This is a genomic window from Flavobacterium adiutor (genome assembly GCF_048282555.1).
Lineage (GTDB): Bacteria > Bacteroidota > Bacteroidia > Flavobacteriales > Flavobacteriaceae > Flavobacterium.
The window spans coordinates 4,879,633-4,897,924 of the sequence record NZ_CP182487.1 but is presented as its reverse complement, the minus strand read 5'-3'; the positions used below and the strand labels follow the sequence as shown (position 1 = coordinate 4,897,924).

Here is an 18,292-nt window from a genome sequence, read left to right as displayed (position 1 = left end):
TTTACAATTCAAAATTTACAATTCATTTTATGCATCTAATTCTCCGGCAATTACATTTAAACTTGATAAAATGACAATTGCATCAGATAATAAAGCACCTTTAATTAATTCAGGATAAGCCTGGTAATAAATAAAACAAGGTCTTCTGAAATGTAATCTGTATGGAGTTCTGCTTCCGTCTGTCACTAAATAAAATCCGATTTCTCCATTTCCTCCTTCAACCGGATGGTAAATTTCTGCAACTGGTACAGGAACTTCTCCCATTACAATTTTAAAGTGATAAATCAAGGATTCCATTGAAGTATATACATCTTCTTTTGGAGGCAAGTAATAATCAGGTACTTCTGCATGATATTCGTTTCCTGGAGGCATTTTGTCCAAAGCCTGACGAATAATGCTTAAACTTTCCCAAACCTCTGCATTACGAACACAGAAACGATCATAAGTATCTCCTGATTTTCCAACAGGAACAATAAAATCGAAATCTTCGTAAGATGAGTAAGGCTGAGCGACACGAACGTCATAATCAACTCCTGCGGCACGCAAGTTTGGACCTGTAAATCCGTAAGCCATTGCTTTCTCTGCTGAGATTGCGCCTACGTTTACAGTTCTGTCAATAAAAATTCTGTTTCTCTCGAATAAGTTTTCGAATTCTTTCCATGCAACTGGAAATTCTTGAAGGAAAGTATCTAATTTTTTGAAAGCTTCCGGCGACCAGTCTCTTTCAAATCCACCGATTCTTCCCATATTGGTTGTCAAACGAGCTCCGCAAATTTCTTCGTAGATTTCGTAGATTTTTTCTCTAAATTGAAAAACGTATAAGAAACCGGTATAAGCACCAGTATCAACACCCAAAATCGAGTTACAGATTAAGTGGTCTGTAATACGAGCGAGCTCCATAACGATAACTCTTAAATATTGAGCTCTTTTTGGAACTTCAATACCTAATAATTTTTCTAATGTCATCCACCATCCCATATTATTAATAGGAGAGGAGCAATAGTTCATACGGTCTGTAAGAGGGGTAATTTGATAAAAAGGACGGTTCTCAGCAATTTTTTCGAATGCCCTGTGAATGTAACCAATAGTGGGTTCCGCTTCCAGAATTCTTTCACCATCCATCAACAGGATATTTTGAAAAATACCGTGTGTAGCCGGGTGAGTAGGGCCTAAATTCAGTACCGAAAGCTCGCTTCCGTCTTCATTTAGTTTGTCCTTTATTATTTTAGCATATCGATGCTCTGGTGATAATAATAGTTCTGACATTTTATAATGTTGAATTATTTATTTTTTTAGCAATTTGTTGTTGTTCTTCCAAAGAACCTGTCGTCTTTATCCGTTCTTCCGCTGTCTTCCATTGGGAATTCTTTTCTCATAGGAAAAGAGACCATTTCATCCATATTCAAAATACGTTTTAATTGAGGATGACCAATAAAGTTTATGCCAAAGAAATCGTATGTTTCTCTTTCCATCCAGTTTGAACTTAAGAAAATATTTGAAATGGTTTTGATTTCTGGTTTTTCGCCATTAAGATATACTTTAATCCTGATGCGTTTATTTTCATACCAGTTGTGCAGATGATATACAATAGCAAACTGACGTTCTGATTCGTTATCCGGATAGTGAACACCACATAAATCAGTTAAAAAGTGGAAACGTAAATCAGCGTCATTTTTCAGGAAAAGAATCAGGGCTGTAATTTTATCAGCTGAAGCTTCTAAAGTAAAAATATCTCTTTCTTCACGAAAGTTGAAAACATCATTATTGAATGTTTGTACAAGTTTATCCTGGATCAGTGTATTTTCTAAAGCCATTTTATGAGATATTATAGGAAGCTAATAATTCCTGGTATTCCGGAGAGCTTCTTCGTCTCACAGATTCGTTTTTTACCAATTCCTGAAGTTTCATTACGCCGTCAACGATTTGTTCCGGTCTTGGAGGACATCCCGGCACATAAACATCAACCGGAATAACCTTGTCAATTCCTTGTAAAACAGAGTAAGTGTCAAAAATTCCGCCAGATGAAGCACAGGCTCCAACAGCAATTACCCAGCGAGGTTCAGACATTTGCTCGTAAACCTGTCTTAAAATCGGAGCCATTTTTTTTGAAATCGTTCCCATTACCATTAGCATATCAGCCTGACGAGGAGAAAAACTCACGCGTTCAGAACCAAATCGTGCCAAATCATAATGTGATGCCATAGTTGCCATAAATTCGATTCCGCAGCAGGAAGTTGCGAAAGGCAATGGCCATAGAGAATTCGCTCGTGCCAGACCAACAACATCATTTAGTTTTGTGGCAAAGAAACCTTCACCAACAACACCTTCCGGAGGGGCAACCATATTTACATTTGAATCACTCATTTTTGTTATTTTGAATTTTGAATTATAAATTTTGATTGTTCAGATAATTATAATTCAGCATTTATAATTTAGAATCAATGTTTCTTATTCCCAGTCTAAAGCTTTCTTTTTGATAATATAGAAAAAGCCAACTAAAAGCAATGCCATAAAAACAATCATTTTCAGCATTCCTTCAATTCCTAAATCCTTAAAGTTTACTGCCCATGGGTAAAGGAAAATCACTTCTACGTCAAAGAGAACAAATAAAATGGCAACAAGAAAATATTTTACTGAAAACGGAATACGGGCGTTACCAACTGATTCGATCCCACATTCGAAGTTTTTATCTTTTGTTTCAGACGTTCTTCTTGGACCTAATTTTCCAGAAATAATGATAGTTCCCACAACAAAACCAACAGCCAGTATAAGCTGCATTAAGATAGGAAGATAACTGTATTGATCAGATTGCATAAAACTTAGGTTTTTACTTAAAAATAGTCACAAAGATAGCTTTCAACTCTGTAAATCACAAACTAAAAAATCATTTAAGATAGTGTGTAATATGGTTTGTATGTAATTTTTATTGATTATAAATAATAGGTCAGAGTTTTGCATTTTTTTAACAAGTATGCAAAAAAAAACGTTTCGAAATAAATCGAAACGTTTAACCATTCAGAGGCAAAAAAAATAAATTGCTATATTTTTCTTAGATTACTGCTACTTTAGCAGCAACTTTCCCTTTTCTTCCTTCTTCTTCTTCGTAGCTTACACGGTCACCTTCGCGTAATTCTTCCGCGTTAATTCCTGAAGCGTGAACGAAGATGTCTTTTCCTGTTTCTTCGTCTGTAATGAATCCATAACCTTTAGACTCATTGAAAAATTTTACTGTACCTGTACGCATTGTAATTGTAATAATAATTTATAATAAAGCAAATGTAATATATTAACTAATACAAAAGACACTAGGGTGTTAATTTTTTGTAAAAATTATTGATTTACAGTGATTTCTGTGCTTTAGATATATTAAAATTCATGTGATTTTTTTTAAATTTTGATACATTTATTACAAATAAAGCAATTTGCATCCTTATTTTATTGTAATAAACGGACTACTTATTAAAAATCAGTTTTTTTCAAATTCTTATAATAATTTTAGAAAAATAAAAAAAAGAGTGGCAAAAATCTGCCACTCTTAGAATTTTAAGTTGTATTAAATTATTTTAAATCCAGTTTAATTGATAATTCCTGTAGTTGCGAATCGTCAATAGCTGCAGGTGCATCAATCATTACATCACGACCTGAATTGTTTTTAGGAAAAGCAATAAAATCTCTAATCGTTTCTTGTCCACCCAAAATAGCTACTAATCTGTCCAGGCCAAAAGCTAAACCTCCGTGTGGCGGTGCTCCAAACTGGAATGCATCCATTAAGAAACCAAATTGAGCTTTTGCTTCTTCTTCCGTAAAACCTAAATATTTGAACATTAACTGTTGTGTTGCCTTATCATGGATACGAATAGATCCACCGCCAATTTCGTTTCCATTCAATACCATATCATATGCGTTTGCACGGACTTTTCCGGGTTCTGTTTCTAACAAAGCCATATCTTCTGGTTTTGGAGAAGTAAATGGATGGTGCATGGCGTGGTAACGTTCGCTTTCTTCATCAAGTTCCAATAATGGAAAATCTACAACCCAAAGAGGCGCAAATTCTTCAGGATTACGTAATCCTAAACGAGTTGCTAATTCCATACGAAGAGCTGAAAGCTGAGCACGTGTTTTATTGGCTGGACCAGAAAGTACAAAAATCATATCTCCAGAATTGGCTTCTGTTGCTTTTGCCCAGTTTGCCAAATCATCCTGGTCGTAGAATTTATCTACAGATGATTTATAAGTTCCGTCTTCGTTACATTTTACGTAAACCATTCCGGATGCTCCCACTTGCGGACGCTTAACCCAGTCAATTAGCCCGTCGATTTCTTTACGGGTATAATTTCCGGCTCCTGGAACCGCAATTCCGACAACTAATTCAGCTGTGTTGAATACAGGGAATTCTTTGTGCTGTGCAAATTCGTTTAATTCTCCAAATTTCATTCCGAAACGAATGTCTGGTTTGTCGTTTCCGTATGTTTTCATGGCATAGTCGTAGGTTATTCTTGGGAATTTATCTACTTCAATGCCTTTTATTTCTTTTAATAGATGTCTTGTCAGACCTTCAAAAACATTCAAAATATCTTCTTGCTCCACAAACGCCATTTCGCAATCGATTTGTGTAAACTCAGGCTGACGGTCTGCACGTAAATCTTCGTCACGGAAACATTTCACGATTTGGAAATATTTATCCATTCCACCCACCATCAAAAGCTGTTTGAAAGTTTGTGGAGATTGCGGCAAAGCATAAAACTGACCTTCGTTCATACGGCTTGGTACAACGAAATCCCTTGCTCCTTCTGGAGTTGATTTAATTAAATAAGGAGTTTCAACTTCGCAGAAATCTAAATCAGATAAATATTTACGAACTTCCATTGCCACTTTATGACGGAATAATAAACTGTTTTTTACCGGATTTCTTCGGATATCCAAATAACGATATTTCATTCGTATATCTTCTCCACCGTCTGTTTCGTCTTCAATGGTGAATGGAGGAGTAAGTGCAGTGTTTAAAATAGTTAATTCAGAAACTAAAATTTCAATTTCACCAGTCGGGATATTTTTGTTTTTTGCTTCACGCTCAATTACAGTTCCTTTTACCTGAATTACAAATTCTCTTCCCAGCGTTTTAGCTAATTCAAAAACGGTTATATCCGTACGGCTTTCGTCGAAAATAAGCTGTGTAATTCCGTAACGGTCACGTAAATCAACCCAATTCATAAATCCTTTATCGCGTGATTTCTGAACCCAGCCTGCAAGTGTAACTTCGGTATTAATATTTGAGGCATTTAACTCGCCACAATTATGACTTCTATACATTGATCAAAATTTTAGACTGCAAAAGTAAACACAAAATTCAAATTAAAATAGTAAAGTGATAATCTGATGTGGATTAATTTTAAATATTTTGTTAACGATTAATTTTCTCACCTATAATTTCTTTAGATTTGGTCTATTCTAAATAAATTGTCAATTATGAAAAAAGTTATTCTTTTTGCTTTGATTATGCTGAGCGTTTTTAACGTTGATGCCCAAACAAAGAATCAAATTAAATTTACGGCTAAAATTGCGAATAGAAATAGCGATACCTTAGTTATTCGTGGCGCAAATAATTTTACACAAATTATTCCAATTGATAAAAAAGGTGTTTTTACCGCCACTTTTGAAGCTCCAAAGGGATTTTATCAATTTTCAGATGGTCATGAAGTTTCGAGTTTATATTTAAAGCCAGATTCGGAAATAAATTTGACGATGGATGCGAAACAATTTGATGAAACGATTGTATATAAAGGTAAAGGTGTTGACGAAAGTAATTTTCTGGCACTTTACTCTTTAAATAATGAAAAATTTCAAAATGAAGCTTTTACTAAAGACGAAGCAGAATTTGCTGCACTTTTGGAAGCAAAGAAAAAGTGGGATAATGGAACGCTGGAAAAAGGAAAATATGATGCAGAATTTCAAACTGCGGTAAAAAATGCGTTCTCACAATTTCATCAATATGCAGCTCAGGCTTATGAAAGTAATGCAAAAACAAATAAGCTTAAAGGAAAGTCTTCACCTGATTTTGATTATGAGAATTATAAAGGAGGAAAAACAAAACTTTCAGATTTAAAAGGTAAATACGTTTACATAGACCTTTGGGCAACATGGTGCGGACCATGCAGGGCTGAAATTCCTTTTTTGCAAAAAATTGAAGAGAAATACCATGGAAAAAATATTGAATTTGTGAGTATCTCAATCGACAAAGCAAAGGACAATGAGAAATGGAAAAAATTTGTAGCTGATAAAAATTTAGGCGGAATTCAGTTATTTGCAGATAAGGATTGGGAATCTGAGTTTGTAACAAGTTATGGTGTAACGTCAATCCCAAGATTTATATTGATTGATCCAAAGGGTAACATTGTAAACCCTGATGCCGATAGGCCATCATCACCAGAATTACAAACACAATTAGATGCTTTATTGAAATAATTCTTTCAAATTACAACGTTATCGTAATTTTAGCTATTTTTTAAAAATATCAGTAAAACCAATGCTTCAGCGTTGGTTTTTTTATATCCGGATGATTTCCAATGTTAAGTTTTTACTCAATGTTATCAAATTGTTAAGCAAAAGTTTTTTTAATGTAAACTATTAATTATATTTGATAAAGATTTGATAACATTAATAACCAAAAGAAACCTAAAGATATGAAAAAGTGTGTAATTTTAGTTGCAATATTGTTCTCTGGAATTTTAGTTGCACAAGAGACAAAACCTGAATTAGAAGCTGTTGGAAATAAAGTAAGAGCTACTTATTATTATGAAAACGGTAAAGTACAACAAGAAGGTTTTTTTAAAGAGGGTAAATTAGATGGTGTCTGGGTATCTTATGATGAAAATGGAAATAAAAAAGCTATCGCAGAATACACGAACGGATTAAAAACGGGTAAATGGATTTATTTTAATGACAAAAACATTTGTCAGGTGGATTATTCAAACAGCAAAATTAATTCTGTTAAGAATTTAGAAGAAAAAGTTATTGCGCATATGAATTAATACAATTTCAGTTAATTGAAAAAGGAGAAAATTGAATTCAATTTTCTCCTTTTTTTGTTTTTAATGAAAAAGCAGCATATAGTGTAATTGATGCCAGAATAATCCAGAAAACATCAATAAAGAAAATCTGAATCCGATTTTGCAGGAAAGAATTCCAAAACCAGTTTCCGGTAATGAATCCATTTGTAATCGGAATCAAAAAGCCTAAAATGCTTCCTGAAATTAAGCACCATTTGTTAGTAAAAGCATTATTCTTTTTGATAATGAAAAAGATTGTAAGTAATAGCCATCCAATAAAATAGATACTGTATAAATTAGGCTGAGTTAAAGGATAAAATAATTTAGATGCAATGAAAGCCAATGCCGTAATGGGATACATACTCAGGCAAATGGCCAGATAAATATGTACAACAGCTTCATTGAAGCGACGTTTCTTCTCAGGCATGTTTTTTTTATCCCTCGCAATTAACCAGATCATAACGCCTGAAATAATCACGAAACACGTTATGATTCCTAAAACAAAGCTTACTATTTTAAGTGCATAACCACCATAATCACCAAAATGAATACGGTATAAAACATTTTTTACAATATCTAAATAATGGTTTTGTGTTTCGGGGTTTTTCCTTGCGATTTCTTTTCCATCAGCAATGCGGTAAACTACTTTTCCGATTCCCGTAAATTTTTTAGTGCTTACTAATTCACCCTCAACGATAAGATGCATATTTGTGTCACCATAATTCTGAATCATGATGCGGTTAATTTCAAAATCCTTCCAGTTGCTTTTTGCTTTTGAAACTAACTGATTGATGCTAAAAGGGACTGCCAATTTTTTATTATCAAACTTAAATTCAGGGTCTTTATATTCAAGTTCTTTATATAATTTGTCCTGATCTCCTTTATAGAGTGCCATTACAGCTGGCGCAACGATTAAAAGTTTGATCATAAAAAAAGCACCCGTCACCGCATATACAAACTGGAAAGGCATTCCAATCATTCCTAATGCTGTATGAGCATCTGTCCATAATGTTTTAAGCTTTTCTTTAGGACGGAAAACATAAAAATTTGAAACAATTTTTTTCCAGTGTAGTAAAACGCCTGTTACTATTGCGAATAAGAAAAACAGTGCAATAAAACCAGAGAGATAATATCCTACAGGATATGGAATCTGTGCAAGGAAATGCAAACGATACAAAAACTCTCCAAGAGAATAGGAATCTTCGTAGGTTGATGTTTTATAATTTTTAGTATCTAAATAAAAAAAACTTCCTTCTTTTTGTTTGGCCGGAGCCAAGGTGTCTTTGGTTCCTTCTGCATAAAGGTTTACCCTTCTTTCGTTGCTGTGTTTGGAAATAGTAATATTTCGTCCGTGTAAAATGTATTCTTTATCGAGTTTTTTTAAGGCAGCATCATAGTTTAAATCAATTTCGCGTGAAATAGAAGCTGATTCATTTTTTTCCCAATTGATTATTTCGTCCCTGAAGAAAGAAAAAGAACCGGCAAAAAAAATCACAAAAAGAACAACACTGATAACGATTCCGCTTACTGTGTGTGTATGAAAATAAATATTATAATTACGATTACTCATGGGTTATTGTGCGGTTGTATTAAAAGGTTTGTCCCAGATATATTAGAAGAGAGAAAGTGAGGGAAAGCAATATATAAACCATCCAGATTTTCCATCCATTTTTGGCTAAAAAAGCAATGACCATTAGCGCTACCCAAAGAATGAAGCCACTAAACGCCATTGTGATAAGTATATTTGCCCTGTTAAACCAGGAGGCTAAGGCCAGATGAAAAGTGACCGTAACAAAATAACCGCCCAGAATAGCAGCAGTAATTTTGGCAAACCGTTGCCACTTTGATTGTGTTAAGTATTTTGGATTTGCAGGCATAATTAGGAGTAATAAAATTCTAATAAACCGATTGTTATAAAAAGAATCAATAAAGATGAGCGACTTATTTTTTTTAACGGAGTCAATACTACAATTAAACTCCCTACTGTCATAAGCTGAATGAAAAACAGTAAAGTGCCACAGCCGAAAGATTTTGTAAAAATCCAAAAACCATAAGCGGCCAAAAGTAAAACTAATCCGGTGATTTTGGTTTGTTTTGGATTTTTCTGCATCCATTTTTCGAAACCTAAATCATAGGATAGAACAGCTTTTTTCGAAGTATAATATAAGGTATAAAAAGCTAAAAAAACGATAAGACTTGCTGTTGTTATCATGATTTATGAATTTAAAAACACCTTTCCTAATTAAGAAAGGTGTTTTTTATTTAATTAAAATTTATAAGAGAAACTTGCAGCAACTGCTCTTGGATCTTTAGGATGAACAGTTGACCATCCGTCGTAAATTTCTTTGTTTGCAATGTTGTTTAGTTTAACTGTTACGCCAAATTTTTCAGTATTATAAAACAAAGATGAATTTAAAACAGTGTATTCCGGAATTGTAAATGTTCCTGCAGTAGCTCTATTCATAATCATATTGTCACTAACATAATTTCCTCCAAAACCTAAACCAAAACCTCTTAGGATACCGCTTGTAAATTTGTAGCTGGCCCAAAGGTTTGCCAGATTTCTAGGCCCTGCATCTTCAGATCTGAATCCCACAAAGTCAGGATCTCCTTTTGTTAAAATGGCTTCATTATAGCTGTATCCGGCAATAATATTTAAACCATTAACAGGATTGGCAACAATTTCAACTTCTACACCTTTGTTTTTCTGAGCTCCATCCTGATAATAAGTCACATCATTAGCATTAGGTTTAACGCCATAAACTTTGTCTGTTACCTTAATGTCGTAGTAACTAACAGTAGCATAAAATTTCTCTTTGAAGAGATTCAGTTTTGTTCCTACTTCGAATTGATTTGCATGCTCAGGGCCAAATGTTCGTAGTGTTGTAACAGAACCATTGACATCAGCAGAAGGACTTACGTTAGAAAATCCGTTCATGTAATTAGCAAAAACGGATACCTCATCTAAAATGGGCTGAAATACAATTCCGAATTTTGGAGAAAAAGCGGTTTGATTGTATGCGTCATTATCAGCATTCATAAAACGATCGGCACGCAAACTAACCATAGCTGATAAATTGGGAAGAATGTTTAATACATCTGAAAAATAGGCACTGTAAACTTCTTGCTTAGTTTTACTATTATTTCTTTGGCTATTACCTACAATTGCATCAGACCCTTCTTTAGTCAAATCACCTGTGTCTCCGTTTGAAGGACCAAAAACAGCATTGAAAGAAGCCAAATCATCTCCTATATAAATGAATCCATTACCAAAATAACCCGAACTATAGTCTGCAGCTGTTCTTTTATAATAATCTAAACCAACAACCAGTCTGTTTCTCCAACTTCCTATTTTGAAATCACCAATAAAGTTTTGTTGTACATCAGTACTTTTATTTTCATTGTCCTGGTAACTAAATTGACGATAGAGAACAATTCCATCAGTTATTTTGGATACCAGTGGAATTAAAGAAGGATTTTTTGTATTTGTTACTTCATACAAATAGGCATAATTTCCATCTGATTTTGCTGTACTATTTGAGAAAACGGTTTGTGATGTCCACTGGTCAGAAAGTTTATAATTCATCTGAGCCTGAATATTAAAAGAAGGTGTTTTAATTGTTAGTTCATCACTGGTATAAGAGCGGTTGTTATCATATTTTAGTTCCTCAATATTATGAACTCTTAAAGGAGCTCCTCTATCTAAAAATAACATTGTTGGATTTGTAGATTCATTACTCATAAATTCAGTTTGTACTAAGAATGATAATTTATCATTTACTTCGTAAGATAATGATGGAGCAATAAAAAATGATTCTCTAAAACCTGCATCCTGAAAACTATTTTGTTTATTGTATGCTGAGTTTACTCTGAAATTTAAAGTTTTTTTGTCGTTTAAAGGTGTGTTTAGATCAACAGTAGCACGGTTTAACCCATAACTTCCAACAGTGTAATCTATTTCCCCTCCAAATGTTTTGTACGGTTTTTTTGTAGTAGTATTGATTAATCCTCCGTATGAGATTAAGCTGCTTCCAAATAAGGTTCCGGATGGTCCTCTGATGATTTCGATTTTGTCAACATTTGCAGGGTCTAAACTTCCGTTTGTTAAACCAGGTAATCCGTTAACCATTGTAGGCTGAACAGGAAAACCTCTTAAAGCATAATAACCTCCGCCATCGCCGCCACGACCTGTTGAAGCCCAAAGCTGCGTTACACCCGGAGCATTTTTTAAAGCGTCATCAAAATTAGTTACTACCTGTTCTTTTAAGACTTCGCCAGTTATTGTTGTATAGACTTGTGGATTTTCAAGATTTTTAAGAGGTAGCCTGGATACCTGCTGATTTTCTTTTCGGGCAAAATGATTTGTTTTACCGGCATTAATAACTACTTCAGTTAATTCTTCCGAGTTAGTAGAGATGGTGAAGTTTTCAATAAGTTCTTCACCTTCATTGATAATGATGTTTTTTTCTTTAGTAGAATAGCCCACACCTGATACTTTTATGATATAAGATCCAGGTTTTACATTTTTTATTTTATAATTTCCATTTTCGTCTGTAACTGTACCCAAGCGGGTGCCTTTTAAAATGACAGATATATTATCAGGAACTTCATTGTTAATTAAAGTAATTTTTCCTTTGATCGTTACCTTTTGTTGTGCCAAAGTATTAGTACCTGCTACCAAAATAAAGAATAAACTTAATAGAGGTATTGTAAATCTTATTGTCATCTTATTTAGAATTGTTTTTGATAGTGCAAATTTAAGTCTTGAAATAATACAAAACAAATTATTTTTATTTATTCCAAATAAGAAAAAAAGAAGTATGTGCTATAAATGCGAAAAACCTGCTCAAATGAATGAACAGGTTTTTCAGGTTTAAATCAAATCAACAATTAATTAATGCGTATGTTTAGGGTTAAAACCGTCTTCGCTTAATTCAGTATGGTCATAATCAGCAACCATTTCGGCTTCGTAATCGATTTTTTCTCCTTTAGAGAATTTACGGATAATTTTCTCCATAATATCGTAGATAACTGGTACCACAATCAAAGTAAGGAATAATGATGAAATCAAACCTCCAATTATAACCCATGCTAATCCGTTTTTCCATTCAGCTCCAGCACCAGATGCTAATGCAATCGGGAACATACCAAATACCATCGCAATTGTTGTCATCAGGATTGGGCGCAAACGAGCGTGATTTGCCTGGATTAATGCTTTTCTAATTGTTTCTCCAGCCGCTCTTCGCTGATTCGTATAGTCCACAAGCATGATCGCATTCTTACACACCAGACCAATCAACATTATTATCCCTAAGATGGTAAAGATGTTCAACGTATTGTTTGTTAAAGCTAAAGCGAATAAAACTCCAATGAACGAAAGCGGAATAGCGAACAATACGACAAATGGGTGAACAAAACTGTCATATAATCCAACCATTACTAAGTAAACCAAAATAATAGCTGCCAATAATGCGATTCCTAAAGTACCAAATCCTTCTGATTGGTTCTCTTGGTCACCACCCCAGATGTAGTTAACTCCAGTTGGTTTTTCTAATTTATCTAATTTTTCTTGCCATTGCTGAACGATTGTTCCTGCCGGTACCCCAACGTTTTGACCTTGTACAGTTACAGAAGCCGTTTTATCTCTACGCTCTAATTTACTTGGTCCAGATCCTTCAGTAATGGTAGCAAATTGGTTTAATTTAATTTGCTGACCTGCATTGTTTATGAAAATCAAGTTACTAACGTCTGTTATGTTTTTTCTATCAAATTCGTTGTATTTGATGTTAATATCATACTCGTATTCTCCAGCTCTAAATTTACCGTCAGTATTACCGCTATATGCTGTCTGCATGGTTAGACCAACAGTTTGAAGTGTTAATCCTAAAGCAGCCATTTTGTCTCTGTCAACCTGAACGTTGATCTCTGGATTTCCGTCCTCAACGGTTAATTTAATCTCAGTTGTTCCAGGAATAGTACGTAATTCAGCTTCGGCAAGTTTAGCAAATTTCATTGCACTTTCTACGTTCGGACCTGTTACAATTAAACCTAAAGTCGCATCCTCGGCAGTACCTAAGATACCTACAGGAACCGTTTTAACTTTTGCACCAACTAATATTTTCTCTAATTTTCGTTTTATTTTAGCTGCGTAAACATTTGCATCATCTGTACGGTCTTTTTGCTCGATCATTTTAACATCGATCTCAGCCTTATAAGCAGTTGCCTGAGAAGCTCCTAAGCCTTCACTGGTTTGTCCTACAGTTGTAATCTGGCTGAAAACATATTTTTCTCCTTTTAAGAAAGCTTCTGCTTTTTGCGTCATAAAGTTAGTCTGTTCTAAAGAAGCATCTTTTGGCATCTCAATCTGAACTAAGAACTCACCACTATCAGATGATGCGAAGAACTCTCCTCCAATATATCCACCTCCCATTAACCAGAAGATCGATCCAAAGAACATCACCACAATAACAACCATTGTTTTAATATAGTGGTCTAAACACCAGTTTAATAAGTTTGATACCCAGTCAGTAAAACGAGTTAAATAGCTTTCGAAACCAAGAATAACTTTTCCGAAAAGATTTTTACCTTCAATATGCTCTAATTTTCCAAAACGTGAAGACAACCATGGAATAATGGTAAACGAAGCCAATAACGAGAACATCGTAGAAATAATTACCGTAACACAGAATTGTGTAATAATGTTTGATACTAAACCTGTACTCATGGCAATTGGCAAGAATACTACTACAATCACTAATGTAATCGAAGTTACGGTTGCACCAATTTCGGCAGTACCATCATATGACGCACGAATTCGACTTTTACCCATTTCCATGTGTCGGTAAATATTCTCCAATACCACGATAGCGTCATCCACAAGAATACCAACAACAAGAGATAAACCAAGTAAAGACATTAAGTTAAGCGTATAGCCTAATAAATAGATTCCGATAAATGTTGCAATCAAAGATGCTGGGATCGATACCATTACAATCAATGAATTTCTAATACTATGCAAGAAGAATAACATTACAAAGGCTACCAGAATAACCGCAATTAATAAATCGTGTACAACAGAGTCTGCTGCTTCAAGGGTAAAGACTGTACTGTCTTTCGCTACTTCCAGTTTTAATTGAGCCGATTTGTAATCGTTCTCTAAAGTTTTAATTGTTTTAATCAACTGCTCACTTACCGCAACGGCATTTGCATCTGATTGTTTTACAATTTGGAGTACAATGGCACTTTTTTGATTAACACGTGCAATTTTCTCTGCAATTTTTTGAGTATCCTGAACGTCAGCAATATCACCTAAACGAATCTGAATTCCGTTTTGAGAAGAGACAACTAAGTTTCTTAACTCTTCAACATTTTTATATTTACCCGCTAAACGGATTAAGATTTTTTGGTTACGAGTTTGGATGTTACCCGTTGGGAAATCCAGATTCGAAGTCAAAATAGTTTGCTGAATCTGAGGAACAGAAAGCCCATATCCTTGCATTTTAACTGCATCAAGATTTACCTGAATCTCACGCTCCTGACCACCAATAATGTTTACCTGTGCGACTCCTTGTACACGAGATAAAACCGGTGCAATTTTTTTATCGATCAAATCATAAAAAGCTGCTTCATCCATTTTACCATTTGCACCTAGTGTCATAATAGGTAAGTCACTCAAAGAGAACTTAGTCAATGAAGGAGGGTCTGCATCGTCTGGCAAGTCGCTTAAAATAGCATTAATTTTACGTTGCGCATCGTTCATCGAAATATCAACATTGGCATTTGAAGTCAATGTAATCGATACAACCGAAAGAGACTCGTAAGATTTCGAATCGATTTTTTTGATATTTTCCAGAGATGCAATTGCGTCTTCTATTTTCTTGGTAACGGTATTTTCAATCTCACTTGGCGAGGCTCCCGCATATACAGTTGAAATCGTTATAGTATTGGTTTCGAATTTTGGAATCAGCTCGTAGCCTAATTGGCTGTAGCTGAACAATCCACCTAGAATCAGAATTGTAAACAATACAATTACTAACGACGGACGTTTTATGGATATTTCGGCTAATTTCATATGTCTTTTTATTAAGTTCTTAGTTTTTTATTAGTCCTTAGTTTTTAGTTCCCCGTTTTAATATTACCTAATTCAAGGCGCTAAAAACCAAGGGCTAAGGACTAATCTCTGAATCACTAATTACTTTTATTTAATAATTTCTACTGTATTTCCGTCTTGTAAGTTGATTTGACCTGTAATAATTACAGTTTCTCCATCATTCAAGCCGTTAATAATTTCAACTTTGTCTCCTAAGATTCTTCCAGCAACTACTTTTTTCAATTTTGCTACGTTATTTTCAACAACGAAGATCTCGTTACTGCTTACACTTCCGACAAAAGCATTTCTTGGCACTACCTTTAGGTTTTGTTTTTGGTTGTTCGAACCAAAATTTGCCGTTCCGTACATACCTGCTTTCAAGTCGTTATTAGCATTGTTTGTAATTTCAATTTCCACGGGAAAGTTTAATGAAGCATCTGCTTTAGCAGCAATGAAAGTAATTTTTCCGGAGAATGTTTTATCAGGATAAACACTTGTAGTAATGTTTACTGTGTTTCCTAATTTTAAGCTTGCAACCTGGCTTTCGTTTACTGTAACCGTTAATTTTAATTTAGAAACATTTACAATGTCAAACAAAGCCGTTGCAGGCATTCCTGTCAAAATAGATCCCGGTTCGATATATTTTTTATTGATAAATCCGTTAATTGGAGCTTTAACTTTAGTATCTCCCACATTTATATTGGCTTGTTTTAAACTAGATTCAGCATTTGCTAAAGCTAATTTTGCCTGATCTAATTGCTGTTTCGTAACACCACCCGTTTTAAAAGCATTTTCATATCTTACATAATCTGATTTTGCATTTTGATAAACTGCCTGAGCCTGTTGTGCACTTACATTAATTGCATCGCCTCTCATGGTTAATAAAGTCTGGCCAACTCTTACGTAATCTCCTTCTTTTACAAGAACGCGGATTACTTTTCCTGATTTTTCAGCAGAGAAAGTTAATTCCTGGATTGGCATAAAATTTCCGTTAGCAGTAAATCCAAGATTAACATTTTCTGTTTTTACTGTTGCCACTTTTACAGAAACAGCAGCGTTTTTCTCGGCTACGATTGCTGTCTTAGCCTCATTTTCTGATTTGTTTTTATTTAAAATAAAGCTAATCCCGAAAAAGGCTATGGCTATGATTACGATTGTTATAATTATTTTCTTCATTGTAATTAGTTATTTAATAAGAGTTTTTAGTTCGCCTTTTGATTTAATTAGTGCTACTTCAGCTAATTTGTAATCTAATATAGCTGCCGTATAATTGTTTTGTGCTTCTATCGATGCATTTTCAGCATCTAATAAGTCAGTTAATGATGCAAGTCCCTGTAGATAATTGTTTTTGGTATTACTCAGGATCTCTCCTGCCAAAGTCATATTTTTTCTTTGATTTTCTATTGTAATTAAACTATTCTCTATTTGGGTCTTTGCATTTTTATATTCTAGGTCTAAGGAAAGCTGTGTATCTTTAATGTTTTCCTGTAGCGTTCTGATTTTTACATCAGCTTGTCTTACTCTAGAGCGGGTTCCGAATCCTGTAAAAATGGGTACTCTCAAATTTAATCCGATTGAAGAGTAATCTGACCAGTAAACGCCATCAGCAGGTTTAGCAAACCAGGGCATTTCAGGCCCCTGTCCTATATAATTATATCCTGCAGATAAAGAAAGGGTAGGGTAATATTCAGCTTCAACAGATTTTTTTTGGAACATCAATAACTCTTCCTGTTTTTTCAAAAGCAAATATTCTGTTCTGTTTGCGGTATTAGGAGCCTCACTTAAAGCTGCTGGGGTCACTTCAAATTCAGATTGTGGAATCTCAATTTGCGTTTCCATAGGCATACCAATATAAAACTTTAAAGCATTTTCCTGTAATTGTACTGCGTTCAAAATTTGCTGGCGCTGTGTGCTAATGTTTGATAGTTTTACATTTACCCTGTCTAAGTCAATTTTTTTTGCCAGTCCGTTATCAAACTGTCCTTTAATAATGTCTCGAACTTTTGTTGTATTAACATAATTACTGTCCAGTAAAATTAGTTTCTGGCGTTGAACATATACCTGATAATAGTTGTTAGCTACTCTTTCAATGACCTGCTCTTCTGTTAACTGGTCATTGATCTGATAAAACTGGCGGGTTGATTTTGCTGCTTTCAAACCAGTAAAAACGGAAAGGTCAAATAAAGCCTGAGTTAACGAAACTCCTGCAGTTGATGTCCATTTTTGACCAAAAGCGGCCTGAATTGTAGTGCCAGGAGCATTAAATGCGGCTCCGTCAATAACCGTTGTCTGGAGGACAGGATTATATGTTAAATTACCATTTGCAGAAATTTGTGGTAGTGCACGAGAGCGAGCCTCCTGAATCTGGTATTGGCTGTTTTCAACCTCCAATTTTGCTTTTTTTGCGTCGGCTTTATTCTGAAGCGCATACGTTACAGCATCTTTTAGGGTTAAGGTTGTGACTTGTGCATTGGCCGACAGACCAATTGTACACAAAAATAGTAGAATTATTTGTTTCATATAGTTTATAGATTGACGATTAATTGGTAATTTTTTTAAGTTGTTTTTCTAATTCTAGAATCCCTAAGGGAGTCGACATTGCTCTGGTGTGGTATTCAAGTGCTTCTAATTCTAAATCTTGTGCCTCTTTTTCAGAAATCGTATTTCCATTTATCTCAAAGATCAATGTGTAATAAAATTTCACATATTTATCTATGGGTATTTCTGATCGGTAAAATCCTTCTCGGATTCCTTTTTCGATATTTTGCTTAAAAAATGTATTGCATTCGTTTATCTCTCTGTTAACTAGTTTGTTGTAGGTTTCAGAGTAATGTTTTTTTAACTGATACATTGGAGAGGTTTCTCCGGTATTGAACATTTCTTTGAACATTTTTCGAATTTCAAAATTTTCTTCAATAGCATTGTAATCTTTTCTTACTATTTCATCAATGCTTTGATGTACCTCTTTATGCAACACTTCAATACTTTGTTCTATCAACACCTCTTTGTTACAGAAGTATTTATAAATAGTTTTTTTAGAAATGCACATTTCGCTAGCGATGTCATCCATTGTGATGCTTTTGAAACCTAGTTTCAAAAATAATTCACTTGCTTTTGAAATAATTTTCTCTTTCATTTTACTTTCAAATTGCATTAC

At 34.3% G+C, this 18,292-nt stretch carries 16 protein-coding genes; 2 read left to right on the top strand and 14 right to left on the bottom strand.

Annotated features, from left to right (window positions below):
* Nucleotides 1-27 precede the first annotated feature (27 nt).
* The 6 genes from ACNC7R_RS20755 to aspS all read right to left on the bottom strand — a co-directional run bounded on the left by ACNC7R_RS20755 (nt 28) and on the right by aspS (nt 5,310).
* Nucleotides 28-1,266, bottom strand: a complete 1,239-nt coding sequence (locus tag ACNC7R_RS20755; protein WP_417942918.1) for an NADH-quinone oxidoreductase subunit D — start codon at nt 1,264-1,266, stop codon at nt 28-30.
* A 26-nt stretch (nt 1,267-1,292) separates the two neighbouring features.
* The gene (locus tag ACNC7R_RS20750; protein ID WP_417942917.1) at nt 1,293-1,814 is read right to left on the bottom strand and encodes an NADH-quinone oxidoreductase subunit C; all 522 of its coding nucleotides are present in this window, start codon (nt 1,812-1,814) and stop codon (nt 1,293-1,295) included.
* Nucleotide 1,815: 1 nt separating this feature from the next.
* Nucleotides 1,816-2,364, bottom strand: coding sequence for an NADH-quinone oxidoreductase subunit B (locus ACNC7R_RS20745; RefSeq protein WP_163391742.1), 549 nt, complete (start codon nt 2,362-2,364; stop codon nt 1,816-1,818).
* Between the two features lie 84 nt (nt 2,365-2,448).
* Nucleotides 2,449-2,814, bottom strand: coding sequence for an NADH-quinone oxidoreductase subunit A (locus ACNC7R_RS20740; RefSeq protein WP_417942916.1), 366 nt, complete (start codon nt 2,812-2,814; stop codon nt 2,449-2,451).
* Between the two features lie 235 nt (nt 2,815-3,049).
* On the bottom strand, nt 3,050-3,244 hold the full coding sequence (locus ACNC7R_RS20735) for a cold-shock protein (RefSeq protein ID WP_007137066.1): 195 nt from the start codon (nt 3,242-3,244) through the stop codon (nt 3,050-3,052).
* A 314-nt stretch (nt 3,245-3,558) separates the two neighbouring features.
* Entirely contained in the window at nt 3,559-5,310 is a 1,752-nt protein-coding gene (aspS, locus tag ACNC7R_RS20730; protein ID WP_417942915.1) for an aspartate--tRNA ligase, read from the bottom strand.
* 156 nt (nt 5,311-5,466) lie between these two features.
* On the opposite strand from aspS, the gene ACNC7R_RS20725 reads away from it, so the two are divergent.
* Both ACNC7R_RS20725 and ACNC7R_RS20720 read left to right on the top strand, forming a co-directional pair.
* Entirely contained in the window at nt 5,467-6,462 is a 996-nt protein-coding gene (locus ACNC7R_RS20725; RefSeq protein WP_417942914.1) for a TlpA family protein disulfide reductase, read from the top strand.
* 218 nt (nt 6,463-6,680) lie between these two features.
* Nucleotides 6,681-7,028 (top strand): toxin-antitoxin system YwqK family antitoxin, encoded by a 348-nt coding sequence (locus ACNC7R_RS20720; protein ID WP_417942913.1) that lies wholly within the window; start codon nt 6,681-6,683, stop codon nt 7,026-7,028.
* Between the two features lie 37 nt (nt 7,029-7,065).
* Here the strand turns inward: ACNC7R_RS20720 and ACNC7R_RS20715 are convergent, their stop codons facing one another.
* From ACNC7R_RS20715 to ACNC7R_RS20680, 8 genes are all read right to left on the bottom strand, one after another.
* On the bottom strand, nt 7,066-8,616 hold the full coding sequence (locus ACNC7R_RS20715) for a PepSY-associated TM helix domain-containing protein (protein WP_417942912.1): 1,551 nt from the start codon (nt 8,614-8,616) through the stop codon (nt 7,066-7,068).
* 19 nt (nt 8,617-8,635) lie between these two features.
* Nucleotides 8,636-8,923 (bottom strand): hypothetical protein, encoded by a 288-nt coding sequence (locus ACNC7R_RS20710; RefSeq protein ID WP_417942911.1) that lies wholly within the window; start codon nt 8,921-8,923, stop codon nt 8,636-8,638.
* Between the two features lie 2 nt (nt 8,924-8,925).
* Nucleotides 8,926-9,258, bottom strand: a complete 333-nt coding sequence (locus tag ACNC7R_RS20705; RefSeq protein ID WP_417942910.1) for a hypothetical protein — start codon at nt 9,256-9,258, stop codon at nt 8,926-8,928.
* A gap of 54 nt (nt 9,259-9,312) precedes the next feature.
* Nucleotides 9,313-11,772, bottom strand: coding sequence for a TonB-dependent siderophore receptor (locus tag ACNC7R_RS20700; protein ID WP_417942909.1), 2,460 nt, complete (start codon nt 11,770-11,772; stop codon nt 9,313-9,315).
* Between the two features lie 168 nt (nt 11,773-11,940).
* On the bottom strand, nt 11,941-15,117 hold the full coding sequence (locus ACNC7R_RS20695; protein ID WP_417942908.1) for an efflux RND transporter permease subunit: 3,177 nt from the start codon (nt 15,115-15,117) through the stop codon (nt 11,941-11,943).
* A gap of 126 nt (nt 15,118-15,243) precedes the next feature.
* Entirely contained in the window at nt 15,244-16,311 is a 1,068-nt protein-coding gene (locus ACNC7R_RS20690) for an efflux RND transporter periplasmic adaptor subunit (RefSeq protein ID WP_417942907.1), read from the bottom strand.
* A 9-nt stretch (nt 16,312-16,320) separates the two neighbouring features.
* Nucleotides 16,321-17,655 carry a TolC family protein gene (locus tag ACNC7R_RS20685; RefSeq protein ID WP_417942906.1) on the bottom strand — a complete coding sequence of 445 codons (1,335 nt, stop codon included), beginning with the start codon at nt 17,653-17,655 and terminating at the stop codon, nt 16,321-16,323.
* A 19-nt stretch (nt 17,656-17,674) separates the two neighbouring features.
* Nucleotides 17,675-18,271: a TetR/AcrR family transcriptional regulator gene (locus ACNC7R_RS20680; RefSeq protein WP_417942905.1), complete on the bottom strand. Its 597-nt coding sequence runs from the start codon at nt 18,269-18,271 to the stop codon at nt 17,675-17,677.
* Nucleotides 18,272-18,292: the final 21 nt, after the last annotated feature.